The sequence below is a fragment of the Algoriphagus sp. NBT04N3 genome (assembly GCF_019443765.1).
GTDB lineage: Bacteria > Bacteroidota > Bacteroidia > Cytophagales > Cyclobacteriaceae > Algoriphagus > Algoriphagus ornithinivorans.
Map to the genome: position 1 here is coordinate 1,762,201 of NZ_CP048415.1, position 18,419 is coordinate 1,780,619.

Sequence of the window (18,419 nt, forward strand, 5' to 3'; positions counted from 1 at the left end):
TGAAACTCCATATTCAATGCCACTGCTTAAATTAGAAGATACTTACCTCCACAAAGGAAAAAGAAAAGCACTTGTAGCTGAACTCAAAAAGAAAGGAATACAAAGTCAACGTGTTTTGGAAGCAATCAACACCTTACCTAGGCATTTTTTCTTTGACTCTGCCTTGATATCTCATGCCTATGAAGACAAAGCTTTTCCAATTGGTGAAGGTCAAACAATCTCACAACCTTATACAGTAGCCTTTCAAACAGAACTGTTGGATATTCAGCAAGGCGATAAAGTTTTAGAAATAGGTACTGGTTCGGGTTACCAAGCAAGCATCCTGCATCTTTTAGGGGCAGAAGTTTATACTATTGAGTATCAAAAAAAGCTTTTTGAGGGCACCCAGAAATTTTTGAAAAGACTTGGAATAGAAATGAACCTGTTTTATGGAGATGGTACAGGAGGTCTTCCTCAATTCGCCCCTTACGATAAGATTATCGTGACTGCTGGAGCACCGGTAGTACCTGAAGCTCTAACCCAACAATTGAAGGTTGGAGGAGTTTTAGTCATTCCTGTTGGGGATAGAAGTAAACAAGCTATGGTAAAAATCACCAAGAAGGCAGGAGGAAAATTAGAAAGGGAAGAATTTGATTACTTCGCTTTTGTACCCTTATTGGGAAAAGATGGATGGAAATAGAATTACGGAGTTTTTCAGAATAATATTTTGAAAATATAATTTCATATCATGCTTTAAAAAATTTAATTTTTATTTTTGTTGAAATTAAAGATTATGGCTAAGAAAAAATTTGCAAGGGAATCAGCTACCATTATGACAGAAATGGTGCTACCTAATGACACAAATACACTGAATAATCTCATGGGGGGAAGACTGATGCATTGGATGGATGTGGTTGCAGCCATCGCTGCTCAGAAGCATTCCAACCGAATTGTAGTCACAGCTTCAGCTGATAGCATTTCATTCAAGCAGCCCATTAAACTTGGCAATGTGGTCACATTGGAATCCAAAGTAACCCGGGCTTTCAATTCCTCAATGGAGGTTTATATTGAAGTGACTGCCGAAGATATCCCAGCTAGCACAAAAATAACTACGCATAGAGCTTTCTTTACATTTGTTGCGGTAGACCAAAACGGGAAACCCATAGAAGTGCCTGAGGTAGTACCTGAGACAGCAGAAGAAGAGGAACTTTTCGAAGGAGCATTGAGGAGAAGACAATTGAGATTGGTATTGGCAAAAAGAATGAAACCTGAAGATGCAGTGGAGTTGAAATCCATATTCAATCTAGACATAACAAAATAATGATCAGGGAAGGCACAAAGTCTTCCCTTTTTTTGGCTTAAGGGGATTTTTTGAGCAATTTTCAGACATGGAAAATTTATCACTGGGTGAATTAAAATACATACTTCAAGAACCGATTTATCTTTTCGAGGAAGATCAATCTGAATTGAAAAATCAGGTTTCAGAGAATAAATCAGAGCTTGTCAAGAAAAATGAGGTATCCCCTACTCCTCATGAAGAACCAATCAAATCTGATGAATTAAAGCCTGAGACTGAAGAGATTGAAATAGAACCTATTAAAGTTCGTGGCAAGTTTGAAAAAGGGATTCTGATTTTACATGAGGAGGCAGCGCTCAGTGATGCTGTGATGGATATGCTTGTGAAAATGATACAGGCAGTAGGGCATAGTATGAGCGAAGTTGGATTAGTAAGTTCAGAAGAACTTCATGGAAAAAGTCTAGAAGAATTTCAGGCTATCAATGCGCATATTGTGCTAAAGTTTGGCAAAATCAAATACCCAATCAATGCGCTTCCAATCCACGACTATCAAATTCACACAGAGGAGGAAACAGAGTATTTGTTCGCAGACTCTCTCACAGCCATTTCAGAAGATAAAAATTTAAAAGTTAAGACCTGGAATGCTTTGAAACTTCTCTTTAATATTTCCAAATGAAAAAATTAACTCCAGAGCAAAGCCTGTGGGCCAAACGATTTAAATGGATCAGTTTGATTGAAGGAATATCTTTTTTGGTGCTCTTATTTATTGCTATGCCATTGAAATACATGATGGATATGCCTCAGGCCGTAACAGTCGTAGGCTGGATTCATGGACTTCTTTTCATTATTTATATCTACACCGTTTTCCCTACAGCTTCAAAGCTAAAATGGAATTTCAGCCGAACTCTATTTGCCTTGATAGCTTCTGTATTACCATTTGGCCCATTTATATTTGACAGAAATCTGAAGAAAAGCCAACAAGTTGATTTTTGAAATGGCATTGATCAGCAAGAAGAAAAAAGTATACAAAATCAGCTCCGAGTTGAGGAGCTACCTCTTGGAATATTCAAGAGAGGTGGATATTCCTATTCATTATCATGAGCTATTGAGATATACTGATTCGATTGCTTTATACGATTCAAAGGAACAGGACACATTTTGGGAGACAGTATTTTATGATCAATCAGATCGAGAAGAGATCCATTTAAATGTCAAAAAGATCTATGCTATCCTGAAAGCCGGAGGAGATATGTCTGTGATGGATCACCTGTATGTAGACAGAATTGATCTCTGTATCTATGGAAACACGCAGCCATTTCGGGTAAGGATAGTGAATCGGATCAATGATAATTTTGACTATTTCTATATCAAAAATGCAGACGCCTCCAGAGTATATGGATTGGAACTAGAGCATTTACTTTCTCCCAATAGAATCAGTTACCTTGTTCATCAAAACACCTTAATTGAAGAACATATAGCAGGTATTCCAGGGGATAAATTTATGCGTCTGCATATGGCAGATCCACATCTGAACCCTATTCGACTCGCCAAAGAGTTCGTCAAATTCAATGAACGTTGCTTTGTAAGACTTTTAGGAGATATGCACTCCTCTAATTTTGTCATTGATGTCACACCTGATTTCGAAGAGACGCATTATAGAATCAGAGCGATTGATTTCGATCAGCAAACCTATGAAGGTAAAAAGTCCATCTATTTGCCTCAATATTTCAAGGAAAACAATGTCTTAATTCAATTGGGAATGAAATACATCACTCCTGAATCCATGAGACAGTATCAACGAGAAGAAAGAGCCTTGATCGCCACAAGATTGAAGTCTTCCTATCATGAAATCGAAGGAATTTTAAACGCTATGGAAAAGGATCATATTGCTCCTTTGCAGAATGTGGATAGCCTTAGAAAAGAATTGGCAAGACATTATAAGAACCAAAAGTTCATGTCTTGCCAAAATATGGGACAAATACTTAAAGTAAGTCTAGAGCAGTTACTCAAATAGCATTACCACTTTTTCAATTGCTCATAAACCAAGTGCAAGGGAAATCCCATTACATTGAAGTAAGACCCTTCAATACTTGCTACTCCTATAAATCCAATCCATTCCTGGATTCCATAAGCTCCCGCTTTGTCGAAAGGCTTATATTCTCGGATATAATGCCAAATCTCTTCTTCTTCCAAAAATCGAAAGGTAACTTTTGTTTCATCTTCAAGAGTAATCCTCTTGTTTTTATCCTTGATTGTAACAGCTGTCATCACAGTATGCGTAGCACCGGATAAACTTTTGATCATGTCGAAAGCCTGTTGTTCTGAATTGGGTTTGCCTAGAACATGGCCCTTTTCGATGACAACAGTATCAGAAGTGATGAGGATTTCATTTTCTTTAAGTTCCTCAGGATAAGATTCTGATTTCAACCTAGAGAGATAAGCCGCCACGTATTCCGCAGGAATATCTGCAGGGATGGTCTCATCCACAGGGTTGACTTTAATCTCAAATTCCAACTCTAACCCTTTAAGAAGCTCTTGTCTTCTCGGAGAGTTAGATGCTAAGATGAGCTTTTTGTCCTTCAGTTTTTTCAAAAAAGGCGTCATATTCATAGTCAAATTCGTCTTGATCAATACTCGCAAAAATCAATCCTCCGAGAGCTTTAGGATAAAAATAAGTAGATTTCTGCGGCATCATTTCTCCGGATTTACAAACCTCCAATACTTGCTCCATCTCTAATTCTCTGGTAATTAGAGCGAAGGTTGCTTTTCCGGATCTTACTTCTCTGATACAACGCGCAAAATTTCTTTCGTAGGCAATTTTGGGTGATTTTCTTTGTTCTTCTGAAGGGATTCCTAAAATCTGGTTAAACAGGACTTCGTGCAAAGCTACTAGGTCCAAGTTTTTCAAAGCAGGCGCTAAGTTCAAATTTAAATTTTCAAACTTCTCTTCCTTTAACTCCAAAAAGTAGGACTCCTCTCCTATGACCAAACCATAAGTATGGGATTTATGAAAAGCATAATTACCTAATTCATCCGGATCTGGGAATTTTTTGACTAGAAACCAATCCTCCAACTTATTCATTAATGTGGATTGTTCGATTTCCATATCATAAAAAAGCCGATGAGTGGGAAGAATTTTCAGATCATTTGCTAATGCATTGGTTAAATACATCAAATGATAATCATGAGCCTTCCACTTCTTATCCTGAAATTCACCATTCATCGAATTGCGATAAGAAATAGCTCCTTCTAAGCGATGGTGGCCATCTGCTAATATGATTTGCTTTTTTTGAATCAGATTCAAAAACTTTTGAATGACTTCTGCATCGTGGATTACAGCTAAAACTTCCCTTACTCCCTGATAATCTTCCAATTCATACAATGGGGACTCAATAGCTGCATCCATGTATTTCTCCAATTGGAATTCCTCGTCCTCATACAATCCATGAGTGGGACTTGCCTGGATTTTAGATGCCTTCAAAAGATCTACTCTATCATTTACTGCAGAGACTATCGTGTTCTCATGCCTTAGAATTTGTTTTTCATCCCAATTATAGGCTTTAATCTGAGCTATAAACCCTTTTCTACATCGCTCATCATGCTCTCCCGGGAGCCTGAAATATTGATAATAGACATAAATTCCGGGAAGCATGTCCTGTGAGATAATCCCCTCCTTTTTCCATTCTAGAACAGTATTCTTCACTCTTTCTATAGGCTCGGGACCTTTCGGTACAGAAAGGTGTATACTATTTAAAGGATTTTGGTAAAGTTGTTCTCTCTGCTTTTCAGAAACCACATCAAAAAGTGGGGCAGTAAGTTCTTCCAACTTGGAGCTAAACTTCTCAGCATACCTCCAAGCTCTTAATGGTAGTATTTCAGCCATATTATTTTAATCTATTCCTCCACATGCTAGTTGATTGGGAAGGGTTAGACTCGGTAGTTTTGTTTGTTGATTTTGATTTTTGAGCATTGAAAAATTCGACTGCCAAAGCAGCCAACATTTCTTCTTCTACAGGAGAGAGCTTCTGATCCAAAACTTCAGGAGTAAAGTACCTTTCCACGAATTTGGTATCGAAATTTCCACTGACGAAGGCCTCATGCTCTAAAGCAAAACGACAAAAATCCAATGTGGTTTGAATTCCAGTGATCTCATAATCCTTAATTGCCCTCAACATTCTGTCTATTGCAGCCTCTCTAGATTCTGCATACGTGATTAGTTTGGCAATCATTGGATCATAATAAATTGGAATATCCATACCTTCTTCAAACCCATCATCCACACGAATTCCAGGTCCTTGAGGTCTTCTATAGGTAATTAATTTTCCAATATCCGGTAAAAAGTTGTTTCTCGGATCTTCGGCATAAACACGAACCTCCAGTGAATGTCCGTTGATTTTTAAATCCTCTTGAACAAAGTTCAATTTTTTCCCTTCAGCCACCCAGATTTGCTCTTTTACCAAATCCTTTCCTGTAATCATCTCTGTCACAGGATGCTCTACCTGAAGGCGGGTATTCATCTCAAGGAAATAAAAGTTCAATTTATCGTCCACAATGAATTCCACTGTTCCGGCACCATAATAATTACATGCCTTAGCTACTCCCACAGCTGCCTCTCCCATGGCTTTTCTCATTTCTGGAGTCACTACGGCTGAAGGCGCTTCTTCAATTACTTTTTGGTGTCTTCTCTGAATAGAACACTCTCTTTCAAATAGATAAACAATATTTCCATGCTGATCGCCCAAAATTTGAATTTCTATATGTCGTGGAGAAGTGATGAATTTTTCAATAAATACAGCCCCATCTCCAAAAGCAGATTGTGCCTCAGAAACAGCCCTTTGCATCTGCTCCTCAAATTCCGCTTCAGATTCTACAATCCGCATTCCCTTTCCTCCTCCTCCTGCGCTCGCCTTGATCAGGATTGGATATCCGATTTCTTGAGCCTTCGATTTAGCAGCCGCAATATCTGAAATGGCCTCTTCTGTCCCCGGAACCAATGGAATATCATACTTAGAAACCGCCTGCTTAGCTGCCAATTTACTTCCCATAACCTCAATAGATTCAGGGGAAGGCCCTACAAAAATGATCCCTGCATCACTGACTTTTTGGGAAAAACCCGCATTTTCTGATAAAAACCCATATCCAGGATGAATGGCATCTACTCCTAATTCTTTACATGCTTCAATTATTTTATCTGCCAATAAATAAGACTGATTAGAAGGTGGCGGTCCTAAGCAAATAGCCTCATCAGCAAATTTGACATGGGGGGATAATCTATCGGCTTCTGAATAAACTGCAACGGTTTTAATTCCCATTTCCTTTGCTGAGCGCATAATTCTAAGGGCAATTTCCCCTCTATTGGCTACCAGCAATTTTTTAATACTTGACATGATCTCTAATCTAATTTGGGTATTGTACAAAGTCAAAAGCGAATTAAGGAAATTATTTTGAGGAATGTTAAGAAAGCAGCAGTATGACAAGGGATTTTTGCTTGGTAGGCATTTAAGTTTTATTTTTGGCGGATTTTGAATGAATAAATCATTGCAAAATCTTTATCACTTAAATTCAATAAGCTTTGGATCTATTTGCAAAACTACACACCAATCTGGGCCCGCTGGGCAAACACTCTCAGTTTTCAGATGGCTATTACATGTTCCCTAAATTAGAGGGCGAGATTGCTCCCCGTATGAAATTTCAGGGAAGAGAAGTATTGACTTGGTCTCTGAATAATTATTTGGGTCTGGCCAATCATCTTGAAGTAAGGAAAACTGATGCTGATGCAGCAGCCAAATGGGGTGCAGCATACCCAATGGGAGCTAGAATGATGTCAGGCCAAACCTCACTGCATGAAAAATTAGAGGATGAATTGGCTGAATTCGTAGGCAAAGAGAAAGCCTACTTACTGAATTATGGCTATCAAGGCATCATGTCTGTAATTGATGCTCTATTGGACAGAAAAGATGTTGTCGTATACGACTCGGAATGTCACGCTTGTATTATTGATGCATTGAGAATGCACATGGGAAAAAGATATGTTTTCCCTCATAATGATATTGAAAACTGCGAAAAGCAGTTGGAAAGAGCGACCAAACTTGCCGCTGAAACAGGTGGAGGTATCCTTGTGATTACGGAAGGTGTATTCGGTATGACAGGTGATCAGGGAAAACTCAAAGAAATCTGCGAACTCAAAAAGAAATTTGAATTCCGTTTATTGGTTGACGATGCTCATGGTTTCGGAACTATGGGACAAACCGGTGCCGGAACTCATGAAGAGCAGGGAGTCATCGAAGAGGTAGACCTTTATTTCTCCACATTCGCAAAATCTATGGCATCTATTGGTGCTTTCATTGCAGGAGAAGAAAAAGTAATTCACTATTTGAGGTTCAATATGAGATCTCAAATCTTTGCAAAGTCTTTGCCTATGCTTTTGGTAGAAGGTGCTTTGAAGCGTTTGGAGCTTCTTAAAACCCAACCAGAATTGAAGGCAAATCTTTGGAAAGTAGTCAATGCATTGAGAAGTGGGCTACATGAAAACGGTTTTAGCACAGGAAAATCAAATTCTCCAGTTACCCCAGTGGTCTTGAACGGAACAGTAGGAGAAGCTGCAGCTCTTTCTTATGACCTGAGAGAAAATTATAACATCTTCTGTTCAGTAGTGATTTACCCAGTAGTACCTAAAGGCATGATTATCTTGCGTTTAATCCCTACTGCTGTTCACACTTTGGAAGATGTAAAAGAAACTGTTCAGGCCTTTGCAGCTGTAAAGGACAAGCTTACTAGCGGTCAATACAGAAATTCTGAGATAGCAGTTTCCTTCGGAGAATAAAAAAAAATTCAAAAAAAATGCCCTCAGGATTGAAATAGCAAGTATTTGGGCTATATTGGATTCAAATAAACTTATCATCAACCTAAAAAACACACTTTTACTATGAGCAGATTTAGTGAAGTTAAAGATCTTGTAATGGGCCTTGAGGGCGATTTCGAAAAATTCTACGAGAAAGGTAATCAAGCAGCCGGAACCCGAGTAAGAAAAGGGATGCAAGATTTGAAAAACTTGGCACAGGACATCCGTAAGGAAGTTCAAGACAAGAAAAACGCCGGTTGATCCGTAAAAAATAAAAGGTGGCCCAAAAGCCACCTTTTTTTTAACTGGATTTTCATAAAGTGGAGCCTTAAAACTCCACTTTATTGTTTTCAGGCATTACATCAGCCATTCTTTTACTTGGGTCAATCTCAATTGATTGAATATCCTCCAATTTTCTATCCAACACGATAGTCTTTTCTAAATTGACCCACGGCCAATCCTCTGTATACACTCTTTTTGGCATTCCTTCTTCATTGGCTTTTTCACCTCTCATGATTACCAAAGGCATATAAATTTGCTCCTGCGCACCATCCTTATACGTGACCACTATATCAAGAGGCATTGGCATTAAACCAATTCTTTGGAAAGTTACTGCTGTTTGATCTCCCCTAGCTTCTACAGGACCTATAGCATAGTCAATGGTCTTTGTTGTATAAACAAAATATTCCTTATACCAATCCAATTCGATTCCGCTTTCCTTCTCCATAATTCTGATCAAATCATTGGCATTTGGATGCTTAAATTTCCAAGTATTGAAATATCTCAATAAGCCTCGATCTCTTACTTCCTTACCAATTACATAACCTAATTGCTCCATAAATACCGCACCTTTTGAATAAGCCGCAGAACCATATGCCCTATTGGTATGATAATGGTCTGAATGCGTAGACATGGGCTCTTCCAAGCCTGATTTCGCTAAACTGATGTAGCCACGATAACTTCCTGCATGAACATTCTCTACTCCTTCTCTAAAAATTTCACCCATAGTCAGATTGGTGGCATAACTCGTGAACCCTTCGTCCATCCAAGGATACAAAGATTCATTGCTTGCCAGAACTCCATGATACCAGCTATGAGCCAATTCGTGAACCATCACTCCTACCAAGCTACCTAAGCTTCTTTCTCCGGTGATTAAAGTAGACATGGCATATTCCATTCCACCATCTCCTCCTTGTACCACTGAAAATTGCTTATAAGGATATTGCCCAAAATTCTTGGACATATATTCTATAGCCTTAGGAGTATATTCTTTCAATTTTTCCCAGTTCTCAGAGGTATTCTCTCCTGGAATAAAAAAATGGTGAACTGTTATTCCATTGTCCATTTGAACCTTATCATGCTGGTACTTCGGATCAGCTCCCCACATAAAATCGTGAACCATCGGAGCTTTAAAATGCCAAGTCAAAGTATTCCCTTTTGGCTGGGGCACTTTCACTCCTGCATCTTCATAGCCATGACCAATTTCATTTGGATTCTGCAGGTAACCTGTTCCCCCAATGGTGTAGGTTTTATCAATGGTGATTTTAACATCAAAATCACCCCAGATTCCATAAAACTCACGACCTATGTAAGGATTTGCATGCCAACCTTGTTCATCATAATTGGCCATCTTAGGATACCATTGGGACATGGAGTAGCGAACACCCTCTTCTGAGTCCCTTCCCGATCTCCTGATTTGTACAGGAACTTGACCTTCAAATGCCATTTTAAAGGTAGCCTTGGAATTAGGCAAAATCGGCTGATCCAAATCCACAACCAAGATTGTTTCTTCTTCATTGAATTTTACAGCCTTTCCGTCTTTAGTCAAGGATTTGACATGCAGATAACCGATTTCTTCCGGAGTTAGTAAAGAGATTCTGTCTCCTACTCTTCTATCCGGATCAGCAATGGTACGGGACCTTACATCCATCATGCTTCCTGGTTGGAATGCATTATAATACAAATGATAAAAAACCCTATTTAGGGTATCTGGTGAATTGTTGGTGTATGTGAGAACTTGAGTACCGGTATATCGATTGGTTTTCACATCCATGGATACTTCCATTTGGTAATCCACCGCTTGTTGGAATCTACCTGTTTGTGCAAAAACACCCGTACCCGTAATTAAGCAAAGAAAAAGCCCCGCAAAAGGCTTCATGTACTTAGTGAGCATAGATTTAATTTTTTTTTTCTAAAGAAAATCAAAATGAATAGGCTGGGCAAACCAACTATCAAATTTTACTTAGAAGAGTAAGTTTGATGCTCAAATAGCTATCTACTCCATTGAAATAATTTTCGAAAAAGGTTTGAATCATTTCCTTTAGTTTCAGAAAAAATTACCAATCCAACACCCTTGCGAAATCGAGCTGAAAGACTTAAGTACTTTGGGTATTTATCTCTAAAGGCACGATTCCATGTGAATAGTGAGAAAACAAATTTAAAACACATGAAAAAACTCTACATTTTGATTTTAGTGGCCATGATGGGATTCAACCTTCAGGCCCAACAGGTCAATATGGATTTATTTAAATCCATGAAAACAAGAAATGTGGGACCGGCAGGTATGAGTGGTCGAATTACTGCTATTGATGCAGTTGACGATGATCCCACCATTATTTATGCTGGTTCTGCATCTGGCGGACTTTGGAAATCCACTTCAGGAGGCATCCATTGGGAGCCTATTTTTGATGACCAAAAAGTTCATTCTATCGGAGCTATTTCCATTTACCAAAAAAATCCTTCCGTAATCTGGGTAGGTACAGGGGAAGGAAATCCAAGAAACTCTCTAAACCTAGGTTATGGAGTTTACCGCTCACTTGATGCAGGTAAGACCTGGGAAATGATGGGCTTGGAAAAAACAAGAGCTATCCACAGAATCATCGTTCACCCTGAAGACCCTAATACAGTTTACGTAGGAGCAATAGGCTCTCCGTGGGGAGAACAAGAAGAAAGAGGTGTCTACAGAACTACCGATGGAGGAAAAACCTGGAAAAAAATCTTGTATGTAGATACAAAAACTGGTGTGGGTGAAATGATCATGGATCCAAATAACCCAAACAAGATCTTTGTCAACATGTGGCAACACAGAAGATATCCATGGTTTTTTGAATCTGGAGGAGCATCTAGTGGCTTGTATGTGACTTATGATGGAGGAGACAATTGGACAAAGCTGGGTGATAAAAACGGATTACCAAAAGGAGACTTAGGACGTATGGGACTAGCTATTTCTGCTGCAAATAGTAATAAGGTTTATGCTTTGGTTGAGTCAAAGAAAAATGCACTTTATGTATCTGAAGATGGAGGTTCCAATTTTAGCATGATCAACAGTGGTGATGATATTGGAGATAGACCTTTCTATTATTTTGAAATCCATGCAGATCCTAAGAATGAAAACAGGATTTACACCTTGTATTCAAGGGTTGGAATGAGTGAAGATGGTGGTAAATCTTTTAAGCAAATCTTACAATATGCAGGAGTTCACCCGGACCATCACGCATGGTATATCAACCCAAATGATCCAAAACTTCTTATTGATGGAAATGACGGTGGCTTGAATATTTCTCGTGACGGAGGTAAAACTTGGTATTTCGCAGAAAAGTTACCTGTAGGCCAATTCTATCACGTCAATGTTGATAATGAGCTTCCATATAATATCTATGGAGGCATGCAAGACAATGGCTCTTGGGTAGGCCCAGCCTATATCTGGAGAAGAGATGGAATTAGAAATACATATTGGCAAGAAGTATCATTTGGTGATGGATTTGACGTTGTTCCCCATCCAGCAGATTCCAGATATGGGTATACCATGTCTCAGGGTGGGAATGTGACCCGCTTTGATAAATTGACAGGTCACAACCGATTCATCAAGCCTACACATCCGGATAAAGACGTGTTCTTGAGATTCAACTGGAATGCTGCAATTGCACAAGATCCGCATGATGATAATACCGTATATTACGGTTCGCAGTTTTTACATAAGTCCACTGATAGCGGGGAAACTTGGGAAATTATTTCTCCAGATTTGACAACCAATGATTCAACTAAGCAAAGACAGCAACAAACAGGAGGTTTGACCTTTGATATCACAGGAGCAGAAAATCATACTACGATTATTGCTATAGCTCCGAGTCCAGTTGATCCTAATGTTATTTGGGTGGGTACGGATGACGGCAACTTGCAAGTAACCCAAGATGGTGGAAAAACCTGGAACAATGTGGCTTCTAAGTTAACGGGACTTCCAAAAGCAAGCTGGATTCCTCAAGTTCAAGCTTCTACCTACGAAGCAGGAGAAGTGTGGGTCATTGCTAATAATTATAGAAACAATGACTTTTCAGCTTATGCCTACCATAGCAAAGACTTTGGAAAAACATTTACCAGAATAGCAGATGATTCCAAGGTTTGGGGATATGCCTTATCCATTAAGCAAGATGTAGAGCAGCCTAATCTAGTTTTCCTAGGAACTGAGTATGGATTGTACGTTTCGTTCGATAAGGCAAAAACCTGGAACAAATGGGAACATGGCTATCCGAAAGCTGTCTCTACATACGATATGACCATTCAGGAAAGAGAGGCTGACTTGGTAATAGGCACCTTCGGAAGATCCATGTGGGTCTTGGATGATATTAGACCTTTAAGAATTTTTGCAGCTAATGGAGGAAAAGCTCCGGCAACAAAAATAACCGCTGTTCCAGCTCCTGATGCTTATCAAGTAGAAATTCAACAGCCACATGGTGAGCGATTCCCGGCTGATGGAAAATATGCTGGAGAAAATAGAGAAACAGGAGGAAGACTAAGCTTTATCATCAATGATGACAAAGAAAAGTTGGATACAGTCACTGTGAATATTTATAATCAAGCAGGAGAACAAATCAGAACCTTGAAAACTGCACCTCAAAAAGGGGTAAATAGAGTTAACTGGGGTCTAGACAGAAAATCTACAGCAGAAAATGCCGGAGGAAACCGTGGACGAAGAAATGGATTCTACGAACCTAGCGGTGGAGATGCACTTCCTGGAACTTACAAAGTAGAGTTTGTATATGGTGAGGAAAAAGCTGAAACTTCTATTAATGTGTATGCAGATCCAAGAATCGAGATTCAACTAGCAAACCTAAAAGCCAGAGAAGACTTCACTAAGAAGTTGGAAGCTTTGCAGACAGAAATGAGCACAGCTACCAATCAAATGAGTGAAGCGGAAAAAGCTATCAAGAAGGTGGAAGATATGACCAAGGACCTGGATTCAGAGGAGGCAAAAGAATTGGCAAAAGCAGCCAAGGAAATCAAGAAAAAACTGGAAACAGTTAAAGAGGCCTTTAATGGACCAACCCGAGAAGGTCAGGGAATCGTGAGAAACCTCTACCCTACTACCATGACTATGCAGTTTGCACCTAGAAGGTATGTAGGCTCATCCTACGGAGCGCCGGGAGAAACTGAAGAAAGACTCTACCAACATGCAAAAGAGTCCGCAGAAGAGGCCTTTAAAGTACTTGAAGAGTTTATGAGTGGAGAGTGGAAAGCTTTCGAAGAGAAAGTAAAAAACACTCCTGTAAACCTTTTTGAAGGTGTGAAAGAAAAATAAATTCAAACCTAGAAAAAATGAAAGGCTGGCTATTTTTAGTCAGCCTTTCTTTATTCTAAGAAGCACAAATTTAAGCACAATATTTATATTCAGGTCCTTAAACCTATTAGCCAATATTCATTCATGTTCGCTTCGAATTTTAGCCAAAAAGCCATTCAAGAATTCCAAAATAGATACCAAAAGAAGCCAAGAGTTTTTCGTTCTCCCGGAAGAATCAATTTGATTGGAGAGCATATAGATTACAATAACGGCTGGGTAATGCCAGCGGGGATTGACAAAGAAGTCACCTTTTGTATTTCAAAAAATGAAACTGACACCTTTCGGATTTTCTCATTAAACCAACAAGAGGAGGTTTCTTTTACCCTGTCTACTTACAATTCCATCCCATCAGGCTGGGCGAAATATGTGATTGGAGTTATAGATGAATTGATAAAAGTCGGAAAAAAAATCCCTGCATTTGACGCTACAATAGACGGAAACGTTCCCTTCGGATCGGGACTATCCTCATCTGCGGCTTTGGAATGTGCCACTGCATTTGCAATCAATGAGTATTTTGAATTAAATCTTTCCAGAAAAGAGATTGCGCTAATTTCTCAAGCAGCCGAAAATAATTTTGTGGGGGTCAATTGCGGTATCATGGATCAATTTGCCTCAGTTTTTTCCAGAGAAAACCAAGTAATCAGGCTGGATTGCGACACATTGGAATATGAATATTTTCCCTGTGAACTTGGAGAGTACACCTTGATTCTCGCCAATACATTAGTAAAACACAGCTTGGGTGATTCAGAATATAATACTCGAAGAAGGGAATGTGAAACCGCCCTCGAAGTTTTATCCGATGCTAAAGGAGTTGAAAAAAGCTTTAGAAATTTGACGATTGAAGATCTCGATACCTATTCTTCATTGATCAATGAGACACAAGCTAAAAGAGTCAGCTTTGTACTGGGAGAAATAAACAGAGTTCAGGTAGCGAGTAAGGCACTAAAAAATAAAGATTTTCGTGAGCTGGGTAAATTGCTTTACGAATCACACCAAGGATTGCAACACTTATATGAAGTGAGCTGTGAGGAATTGGATTTTATGGTCAATTTTTCAAAAGGCTTTGAAGGTCTTTTAGGATCTAGGATGATGGGAGGTGGATTTGGAGGATGTACCATCAATCTCATTGAGCGGAAATCTGCCCAATCTTTTCAAAAGGAGCTTACAGAAGCATATTTCAAACAATTTGGCATCGAACCTGAATTCTATCAGGTCAATATTGGAGAAGGAAGCTCAGAAGTGATCCTATAATTAAAATGAAAAATGCCAGATACAGCTAAAATTTCCTGGAAAACCGCCGCGGGCCTAGTGATGGCCAACATGATCGGAACTGGGGTATTCACAAGTCTTGGCTTTCAACTCCTTCAGGTTCAAAATACCTGGTCAATCATTCTTTTGTGGGTAATTGGAGGTATCATGGCCTTAATCGGTGCTTTGATATATGCTGAGTTGGGAACTCATTTTAAGAAAAGTGGAGGTGACTATATTTTTTTATCGGAAACCCTGCATCCTTCCATCGGCTATTTATATGCTTGGGTTTCTTTAACTGTAGGATTTTCTGCTCCTATCGCTATAGCTGCCATGGCAATGAATAACTATTTAAACCCTATCATTCGAGCAGGAATCTATCCAGGATTGGCATTTTTACTTTTTATTCCGCTTACACATATTTTCTCTATCAAGCGCTCTTCACAGTTTCAAAATCTCTTCACCCTAATCAAGATTCTATTTATTCTGGGATTAATTGGAATAGGTTTAAGTCTTTCAAATCAAATTTCCACATCTGCTTTGGATTTCTCAGGAACTTGGAAAAATGAGGTGTTTCTGCCTGGATTTGCAGTTTCTCTGGTTTATGTATTTTATGCCTACACAGGCTGGAATTCAGCTGCATATATTGTAGAAGAAATAGAAAATCCCGAGAAAAATCTTCCAAAAGCCCTTTTAGCTGCAACAAGCTTGGTATTAGTTCTATATGTTTTAATGCAATTGGTTTTTCTCAAACATGCTAACCAAGAGCAATTGCTGGGTCAAGTTGAAGTGGCTGAGATTTCTTTTAAAAATATCTTTGGTGAATCTGGAGCCATGTGGGTAAGCATCTTAATAGGGATTCAATTAATTGCCACAATATCAGGATATGCTTGGGTTGGACCGAGAGTTACTTATGCCATGGCTAAGGATTTTAAAATCTGGAAGCCTTTATCCAAAACAAACTCAAAAGGAATTCCCGTTAGAGCTATTTTAATCAATACATTTTTCAGTCTAATCCTTTTTTTAAGCGGTTCTTTTGAGCAGGTAATGATCTACGCTGGATTTATTCTACAAATAATGGGAACCATCACAGTTTACTCTTCTTTAAAGGTTTCTAAATCCAAGGGTTTTCGCTCTCCTTTCAAACCCCTTCTTCAGTATTGCTATATCGTCTTTAGTTTGTTTGTTTCAGGATATATTTTCTGGGAGAAACCAAAAGAAAGTCTTGCCGGGTTGATCCTAATTCTAGCAGGTTTAATTCTGTATAAAGTCGATAAAAAAACCGGCACTAGGCCGGTTATAGATCAATGATAATGTTGTTGGTAGTAATCTTGGTAAGCTCCCGAGGTCACATGGTCTAGCCATTCCTCATTGGCCAGGTACCAATCAATGGTGATATCTATTCCCTCATCAAACTGCAAACTTGGCTCCCAACCTAGCTCGTTTTTGATTTTGGATGAGTCAATGGCATACCTCAAATCATGACCAGCTCTATCTTTCACAAATGTGATCAGCTTCTCAGAGGTACCTTCTTCCCTACCTAGCTTTTCATCCATTTTCTTACAAAGCAGACGAACAATATCAATATTTTTCCATTCATTGAATCCGCCAATATTATACGTTTCTCCGGCTTTCCCTTTATGAAAAACTGTATCAATCGCCCTAGCATGATCCTTCACAAACAGCCAATCTCTGACATTTTCCCCTTTTCCATAAACTGGAAGCGGTTTCATATTCTTGATATTGTTGATGCAAAGTGGGATCAGTTTCTCAGGAAAATGATTTGGTCCATAATTGTTAGAACAATTTGAAACAACCGTTTTCATTTTGTAGGTATTTGCATAGGCCCTCACAAAATGATCAGAAGCTGCTTTGGAAGCCGAATAAGGAGATTGAGGATCGTAAGGTGTGGTTTCTACAAAATACCCTCCATCATGCAGTGATCCATAAACTTCATCTGTGGAAACATGGTAAAATAAGTGCTGATCCAATTCGCCTTCCCAGGCTTTTTTAGCAGCATTCAATAGATTAACTGTTCCAAAAACATTGGTTTTGACAAATGCCAAAGGATCAGATATTGACCTGTCTACATGAGATTCTGCTGCAAGATGGATTACATCGGTAATGGCGTGTTTTTCAAATACTTTTTCCAATTCCAAAGCATCTTGAATATCAACCTTCTCAAAGTAATAATTGGAAGCATTTTCTACAGCCTTAAGATTTTCAAGATTCCCGGCATACGTGAGGGCATCCAAATTCACAATTTTATAAGAAGGATATTTCTCTACAAAAAGTTGTACCACATGGGAACCAATAAATCCGGCTCCGCCTGTAATTAAAATTGATTTACTCATTTATAGTTTTTTTATAATAATCTAAGTACCAATCAGTAAATGCCTGAACGCCATCTTCAATTCTTGTATCAGGTTTATATCCGGTATCTCTGATCAAGTCAGAAACTTCTGCGTGTGAAGCAGGAACATCACCAGGCTGCAAAGGTAAAAGTTCCATTTTCGCCTTTTTGCCTAGTCCCTTCTCTATTGCCTTGATGTAATCCATTAACAATACAGGAGAGGAATTACCAATATTATACACTTTATAAGGGGCTCTCCCACTTCCTGGATCTGGGTTTTGAGGGTCAAAATCAGGGTTGGGTCTTGAAGGCCTATCAGCTACTTTAAGAATTCCTTCCACTATATCATCAATATAGGTGAAGTCCCTTTTCATCTCTCCGTGATTAAAGACTTTGATAGGTTCCCCTTTCAAAATTGCCTCAGTAAAAAGAAATAAAGCCATATCTGGTCTACCCCAAGGACCATAAACTGTAAAGAAGCGCAGACCTGTAGTTGGTATTCCAAACAAGTGACTATAGGTATGAGCCATCAATTCGTTGGATTTCTTTGAGGCTGCATACAAAGAGATAGGATGATCTACTGAATCAGAGGTTGAAAAAGGTAATTTTTCATTTGCACCATAAACTGAACTCGAAGATGCATAAACCAAGTGTTTGACTGGATTGTAGCGACTGCACTCCAAAATATTCAGGAAAGCAATGATATTACTTTGAATGTATACTTCTGGGTTAGTTAGGGAATATCTTACACCTGCCTGTGCCGCAAGATGGATTACAACATCAAATTTTTCAGCTATAAAAAGTTGGGATAACTTCTCTTTCTCCGTTAAATCAAGCTGTATAAATGAATATTCTGGATACTTATTAGACTGAAGTACTTTTCCATAGTTAAGCTTTTCCTTTTCAATGCCCATATGCTCCAAACGAGCGTATTTTAGATTGATATCATAGTAGTCATTGATCGAATCCAGGCCTACTACCTGTTCTCCCCTTTCAATCAGTTTTTTTGCAACATGGAATCCAATAAAACCGGCTGTACCGGTTACAAGGTATTTCATAAATAATTTAATGATTTAAAAGAGATCAA

Annotated in this window: 16 protein-coding genes; 10 read left to right on the top strand and 6 right to left on the bottom strand. The window is 38.8% G+C overall.

What is annotated here, in order from left to right; genetic code table 11:
* Nucleotides 1-22 precede the first annotated feature (22 nt).
* The 5 genes from GYM62_RS07660 to GYM62_RS07680 all read left to right on the top strand — a co-directional run bounded on the left by GYM62_RS07660 (nucleotide 23) and on the right by GYM62_RS07680 (nucleotide 3,290).
* The gene (locus GYM62_RS07660) at nucleotides 23-679 is read left to right on the top strand and encodes a protein-L-isoaspartate(D-aspartate) O-methyltransferase (protein ID WP_219959426.1); all 657 of its coding nucleotides are present in this window, start codon (nucleotides 23-25) and stop codon (nucleotides 677-679) included.
* 93 nt (nucleotides 680-772) lie between these two features.
* Nucleotides 773-1,300 carry an acyl-CoA thioesterase gene (locus tag GYM62_RS07665; protein WP_091650494.1) on the top strand — a complete coding sequence of 176 codons (528 nt, stop codon included), beginning with the start codon at nucleotides 773-775 and terminating at the stop codon, nucleotides 1,298-1,300.
* A 67-nt stretch (nucleotides 1,301-1,367) separates the two neighbouring features.
* On the top strand, nucleotides 1,368-1,952 hold the full coding sequence (locus GYM62_RS07670; protein ID WP_219958974.1) for a hypothetical protein: 585 nt from the start codon (nucleotides 1,368-1,370) through the stop codon (nucleotides 1,950-1,952).
* On the top strand, nucleotides 1,949-2,269 hold the full coding sequence (locus tag GYM62_RS07675) for a DUF3817 domain-containing protein (protein ID WP_091650489.1): 321 nt from the start codon (nucleotides 1,949-1,951) through the stop codon (nucleotides 2,267-2,269). The genes GYM62_RS07670 and GYM62_RS07675 overlap by 4 nt, the downstream gene beginning before the upstream one ends.
* 1 nt (nucleotide 2,270) lies before the next feature.
* A complete protein-coding gene (locus tag GYM62_RS07680) occupies nucleotides 2,271-3,290 on the top strand; it encodes a hypothetical protein (RefSeq protein WP_091650938.1) in 1,020 nt (339 codons plus the stop codon).
* Nucleotides 3,291-3,292: 2 nt separating this feature from the next.
* Here the strand turns inward: GYM62_RS07680 and GYM62_RS07685 are convergent, their stop codons facing one another.
* Genes GYM62_RS07685 through accC form a run of 3 tightly spaced genes read right to left on the bottom strand, consistent with a single transcriptional unit; the run spans nucleotide 3,293 to nucleotide 6,663 of the window.
* Nucleotides 3,293-3,868, bottom strand: coding sequence for a Maf family nucleotide pyrophosphatase (locus GYM62_RS07685; protein WP_255590618.1), 576 nt, complete (start codon nucleotides 3,866-3,868; stop codon nucleotides 3,293-3,295).
* On the bottom strand, nucleotides 3,828-5,159 hold the full coding sequence (locus GYM62_RS07690) for a DUF1015 domain-containing protein (protein WP_219958975.1): 1,332 nt from the start codon (nucleotides 5,157-5,159) through the stop codon (nucleotides 3,828-3,830). The genes GYM62_RS07685 and GYM62_RS07690 overlap by 41 nt, the downstream gene beginning before the upstream one ends.
* Nucleotide 5,160: 1 nt before the next feature.
* Nucleotides 5,161-6,663, bottom strand: coding sequence for an acetyl-CoA carboxylase biotin carboxylase subunit (gene accC, locus GYM62_RS07695; RefSeq protein ID WP_219958976.1), 1,503 nt, complete (start codon nucleotides 6,661-6,663; stop codon nucleotides 5,161-5,163).
* A 185-nt stretch (nucleotides 6,664-6,848) separates the two neighbouring features.
* Between accC and GYM62_RS07700 the strand changes: the two genes are divergently transcribed.
* Together GYM62_RS07700 and GYM62_RS07705 are read left to right on the top strand one after the other, a co-directional pair.
* Nucleotides 6,849-8,099, top strand: coding sequence for an aminotransferase class I/II-fold pyridoxal phosphate-dependent enzyme (locus GYM62_RS07700; protein ID WP_219958977.1), 1,251 nt, complete (start codon nucleotides 6,849-6,851; stop codon nucleotides 8,097-8,099).
* Nucleotides 8,100-8,201: 102 nt separating this feature from the next.
* Nucleotides 8,202-8,378, top strand: a complete 177-nt coding sequence (locus tag GYM62_RS07705) for a histone H1 (protein WP_091650478.1) — start codon at nucleotides 8,202-8,204, stop codon at nucleotides 8,376-8,378.
* Between the two features lie 67 nt (nucleotides 8,379-8,445).
* Here the strand turns inward: GYM62_RS07705 and GYM62_RS07710 are convergent, their stop codons facing one another.
* Complete coding sequence (locus GYM62_RS07710; RefSeq protein ID WP_219958978.1) at nucleotides 8,446-10,290, bottom strand: M1 family metallopeptidase; 1,845 nt, start codon at nucleotides 10,288-10,290, stop codon at nucleotides 8,446-8,448.
* A 273-nt stretch (nucleotides 10,291-10,563) separates the two neighbouring features.
* Here GYM62_RS07710 and GYM62_RS07715 point away from each other — a divergent pair, with 273 nt between their 5' ends.
* From GYM62_RS07715 to GYM62_RS07725, 3 genes are all read left to right on the top strand, one after another.
* Complete coding sequence (locus GYM62_RS07715) at nucleotides 10,564-13,692, top strand: hypothetical protein (protein ID WP_219958979.1); 3,129 nt, start codon at nucleotides 10,564-10,566, stop codon at nucleotides 13,690-13,692.
* Between the two features lie 123 nt (nucleotides 13,693-13,815).
* Nucleotides 13,816-14,982 carry a galactokinase gene (locus GYM62_RS07720; RefSeq protein ID WP_219958980.1) on the top strand — a complete coding sequence of 389 codons (1,167 nt, stop codon included), beginning with the start codon at nucleotides 13,816-13,818 and terminating at the stop codon, nucleotides 14,980-14,982.
* Nucleotides 14,983-14,994: 12 nt separating this feature from the next.
* Entirely contained in the window at nucleotides 14,995-16,290 is a 1,296-nt protein-coding gene (locus GYM62_RS07725; RefSeq protein ID WP_219958981.1) for an APC family permease, read from the top strand.
* Here the strand turns inward: GYM62_RS07725 and rfbB are convergent.
* Nucleotides 16,284-17,333 (bottom strand): dTDP-glucose 4,6-dehydratase, encoded by a 1,050-nt coding sequence (gene rfbB, locus GYM62_RS07730; RefSeq protein ID WP_219958982.1) that lies wholly within the window; start codon nucleotides 17,331-17,333, stop codon nucleotides 16,284-16,286. The genes GYM62_RS07725 and rfbB overlap by 7 nt on opposite strands.
* Complete coding sequence (locus GYM62_RS07735) at nucleotides 17,326-18,390, bottom strand: NAD-dependent epimerase (protein ID WP_219958983.1); 1,065 nt, start codon at nucleotides 18,388-18,390, stop codon at nucleotides 17,326-17,328. Before GYM62_RS07735 ends, rfbB begins: the two co-directional genes overlap by 8 nt.
* Nucleotides 18,391-18,419 lie beyond the last annotated feature (29 nt).

Excerpts from the sequence above, each read along its gene's own strand:
- GYM62_RS07665 (WP_091650494.1), top strand. The coding sequence starts at position 773 with ATGGCTAAGAAAAAATTTGCAAGGGAATCAGCTACCATTATGACAGAA.
- GYM62_RS07670 (WP_219958974.1), top strand. The coding sequence starts at position 1,368 with ATGGAAAATTTATCACTGGGTGAATTAAAATACATACTTCAAGAACCG.
- GYM62_RS07675 (WP_091650489.1), top strand. The coding sequence starts at position 1,949 with ATGAAAAAATTAACTCCAGAGCAAAGCCTGTGGGCCAAACGATTTAAA.
- GYM62_RS07680 (WP_091650938.1), top strand. The coding sequence starts at position 2,271 with ATGGCATTGATCAGCAAGAAGAAAAAAGTATACAAAATCAGCTCCGAG.
- GYM62_RS07690 (WP_219958975.1), bottom strand. The coding sequence starts at position 5,159 with ATGGCTGAAATACTACCATTAAGAGCTTGGAGGTATGCTGAGAAGTTT.
- accC (WP_219958976.1), bottom strand. The coding sequence starts at position 6,663 with ATGTCAAGTATTAAAAAATTGCTGGTAGCCAATAGAGGGGAAATTGCC.
- GYM62_RS07705 (WP_091650478.1), top strand. The coding sequence starts at position 8,202 with ATGAGCAGATTTAGTGAAGTTAAAGATCTTGTAATGGGCCTTGAGGGC.
- GYM62_RS07710 (WP_219958978.1), bottom strand. The coding sequence starts at position 10,290 with ATGCTCACTAAGTACATGAAGCCTTTTGCGGGGCTTTTTCTTTGCTTA.
- GYM62_RS07715 (WP_219958979.1), top strand. The coding sequence starts at position 10,564 with ATGAAAAAACTCTACATTTTGATTTTAGTGGCCATGATGGGATTCAAC.
- GYM62_RS07720 (WP_219958980.1), top strand. The coding sequence starts at position 13,816 with ATGTTCGCTTCGAATTTTAGCCAAAAAGCCATTCAAGAATTCCAAAAT.
- GYM62_RS07725 (WP_219958981.1), top strand. The coding sequence starts at position 14,995 with ATGCCAGATACAGCTAAAATTTCCTGGAAAACCGCCGCGGGCCTAGTG.
- rfbB (WP_219958982.1), bottom strand. The coding sequence starts at position 17,333 with ATGAGTAAATCAATTTTAATTACAGGCGGAGCCGGATTTATTGGTTCC.
- GYM62_RS07735 (WP_219958983.1), bottom strand. The coding sequence starts at position 18,390 with ATGAAATACCTTGTAACCGGTACAGCCGGTTTTATTGGATTCCATGTT.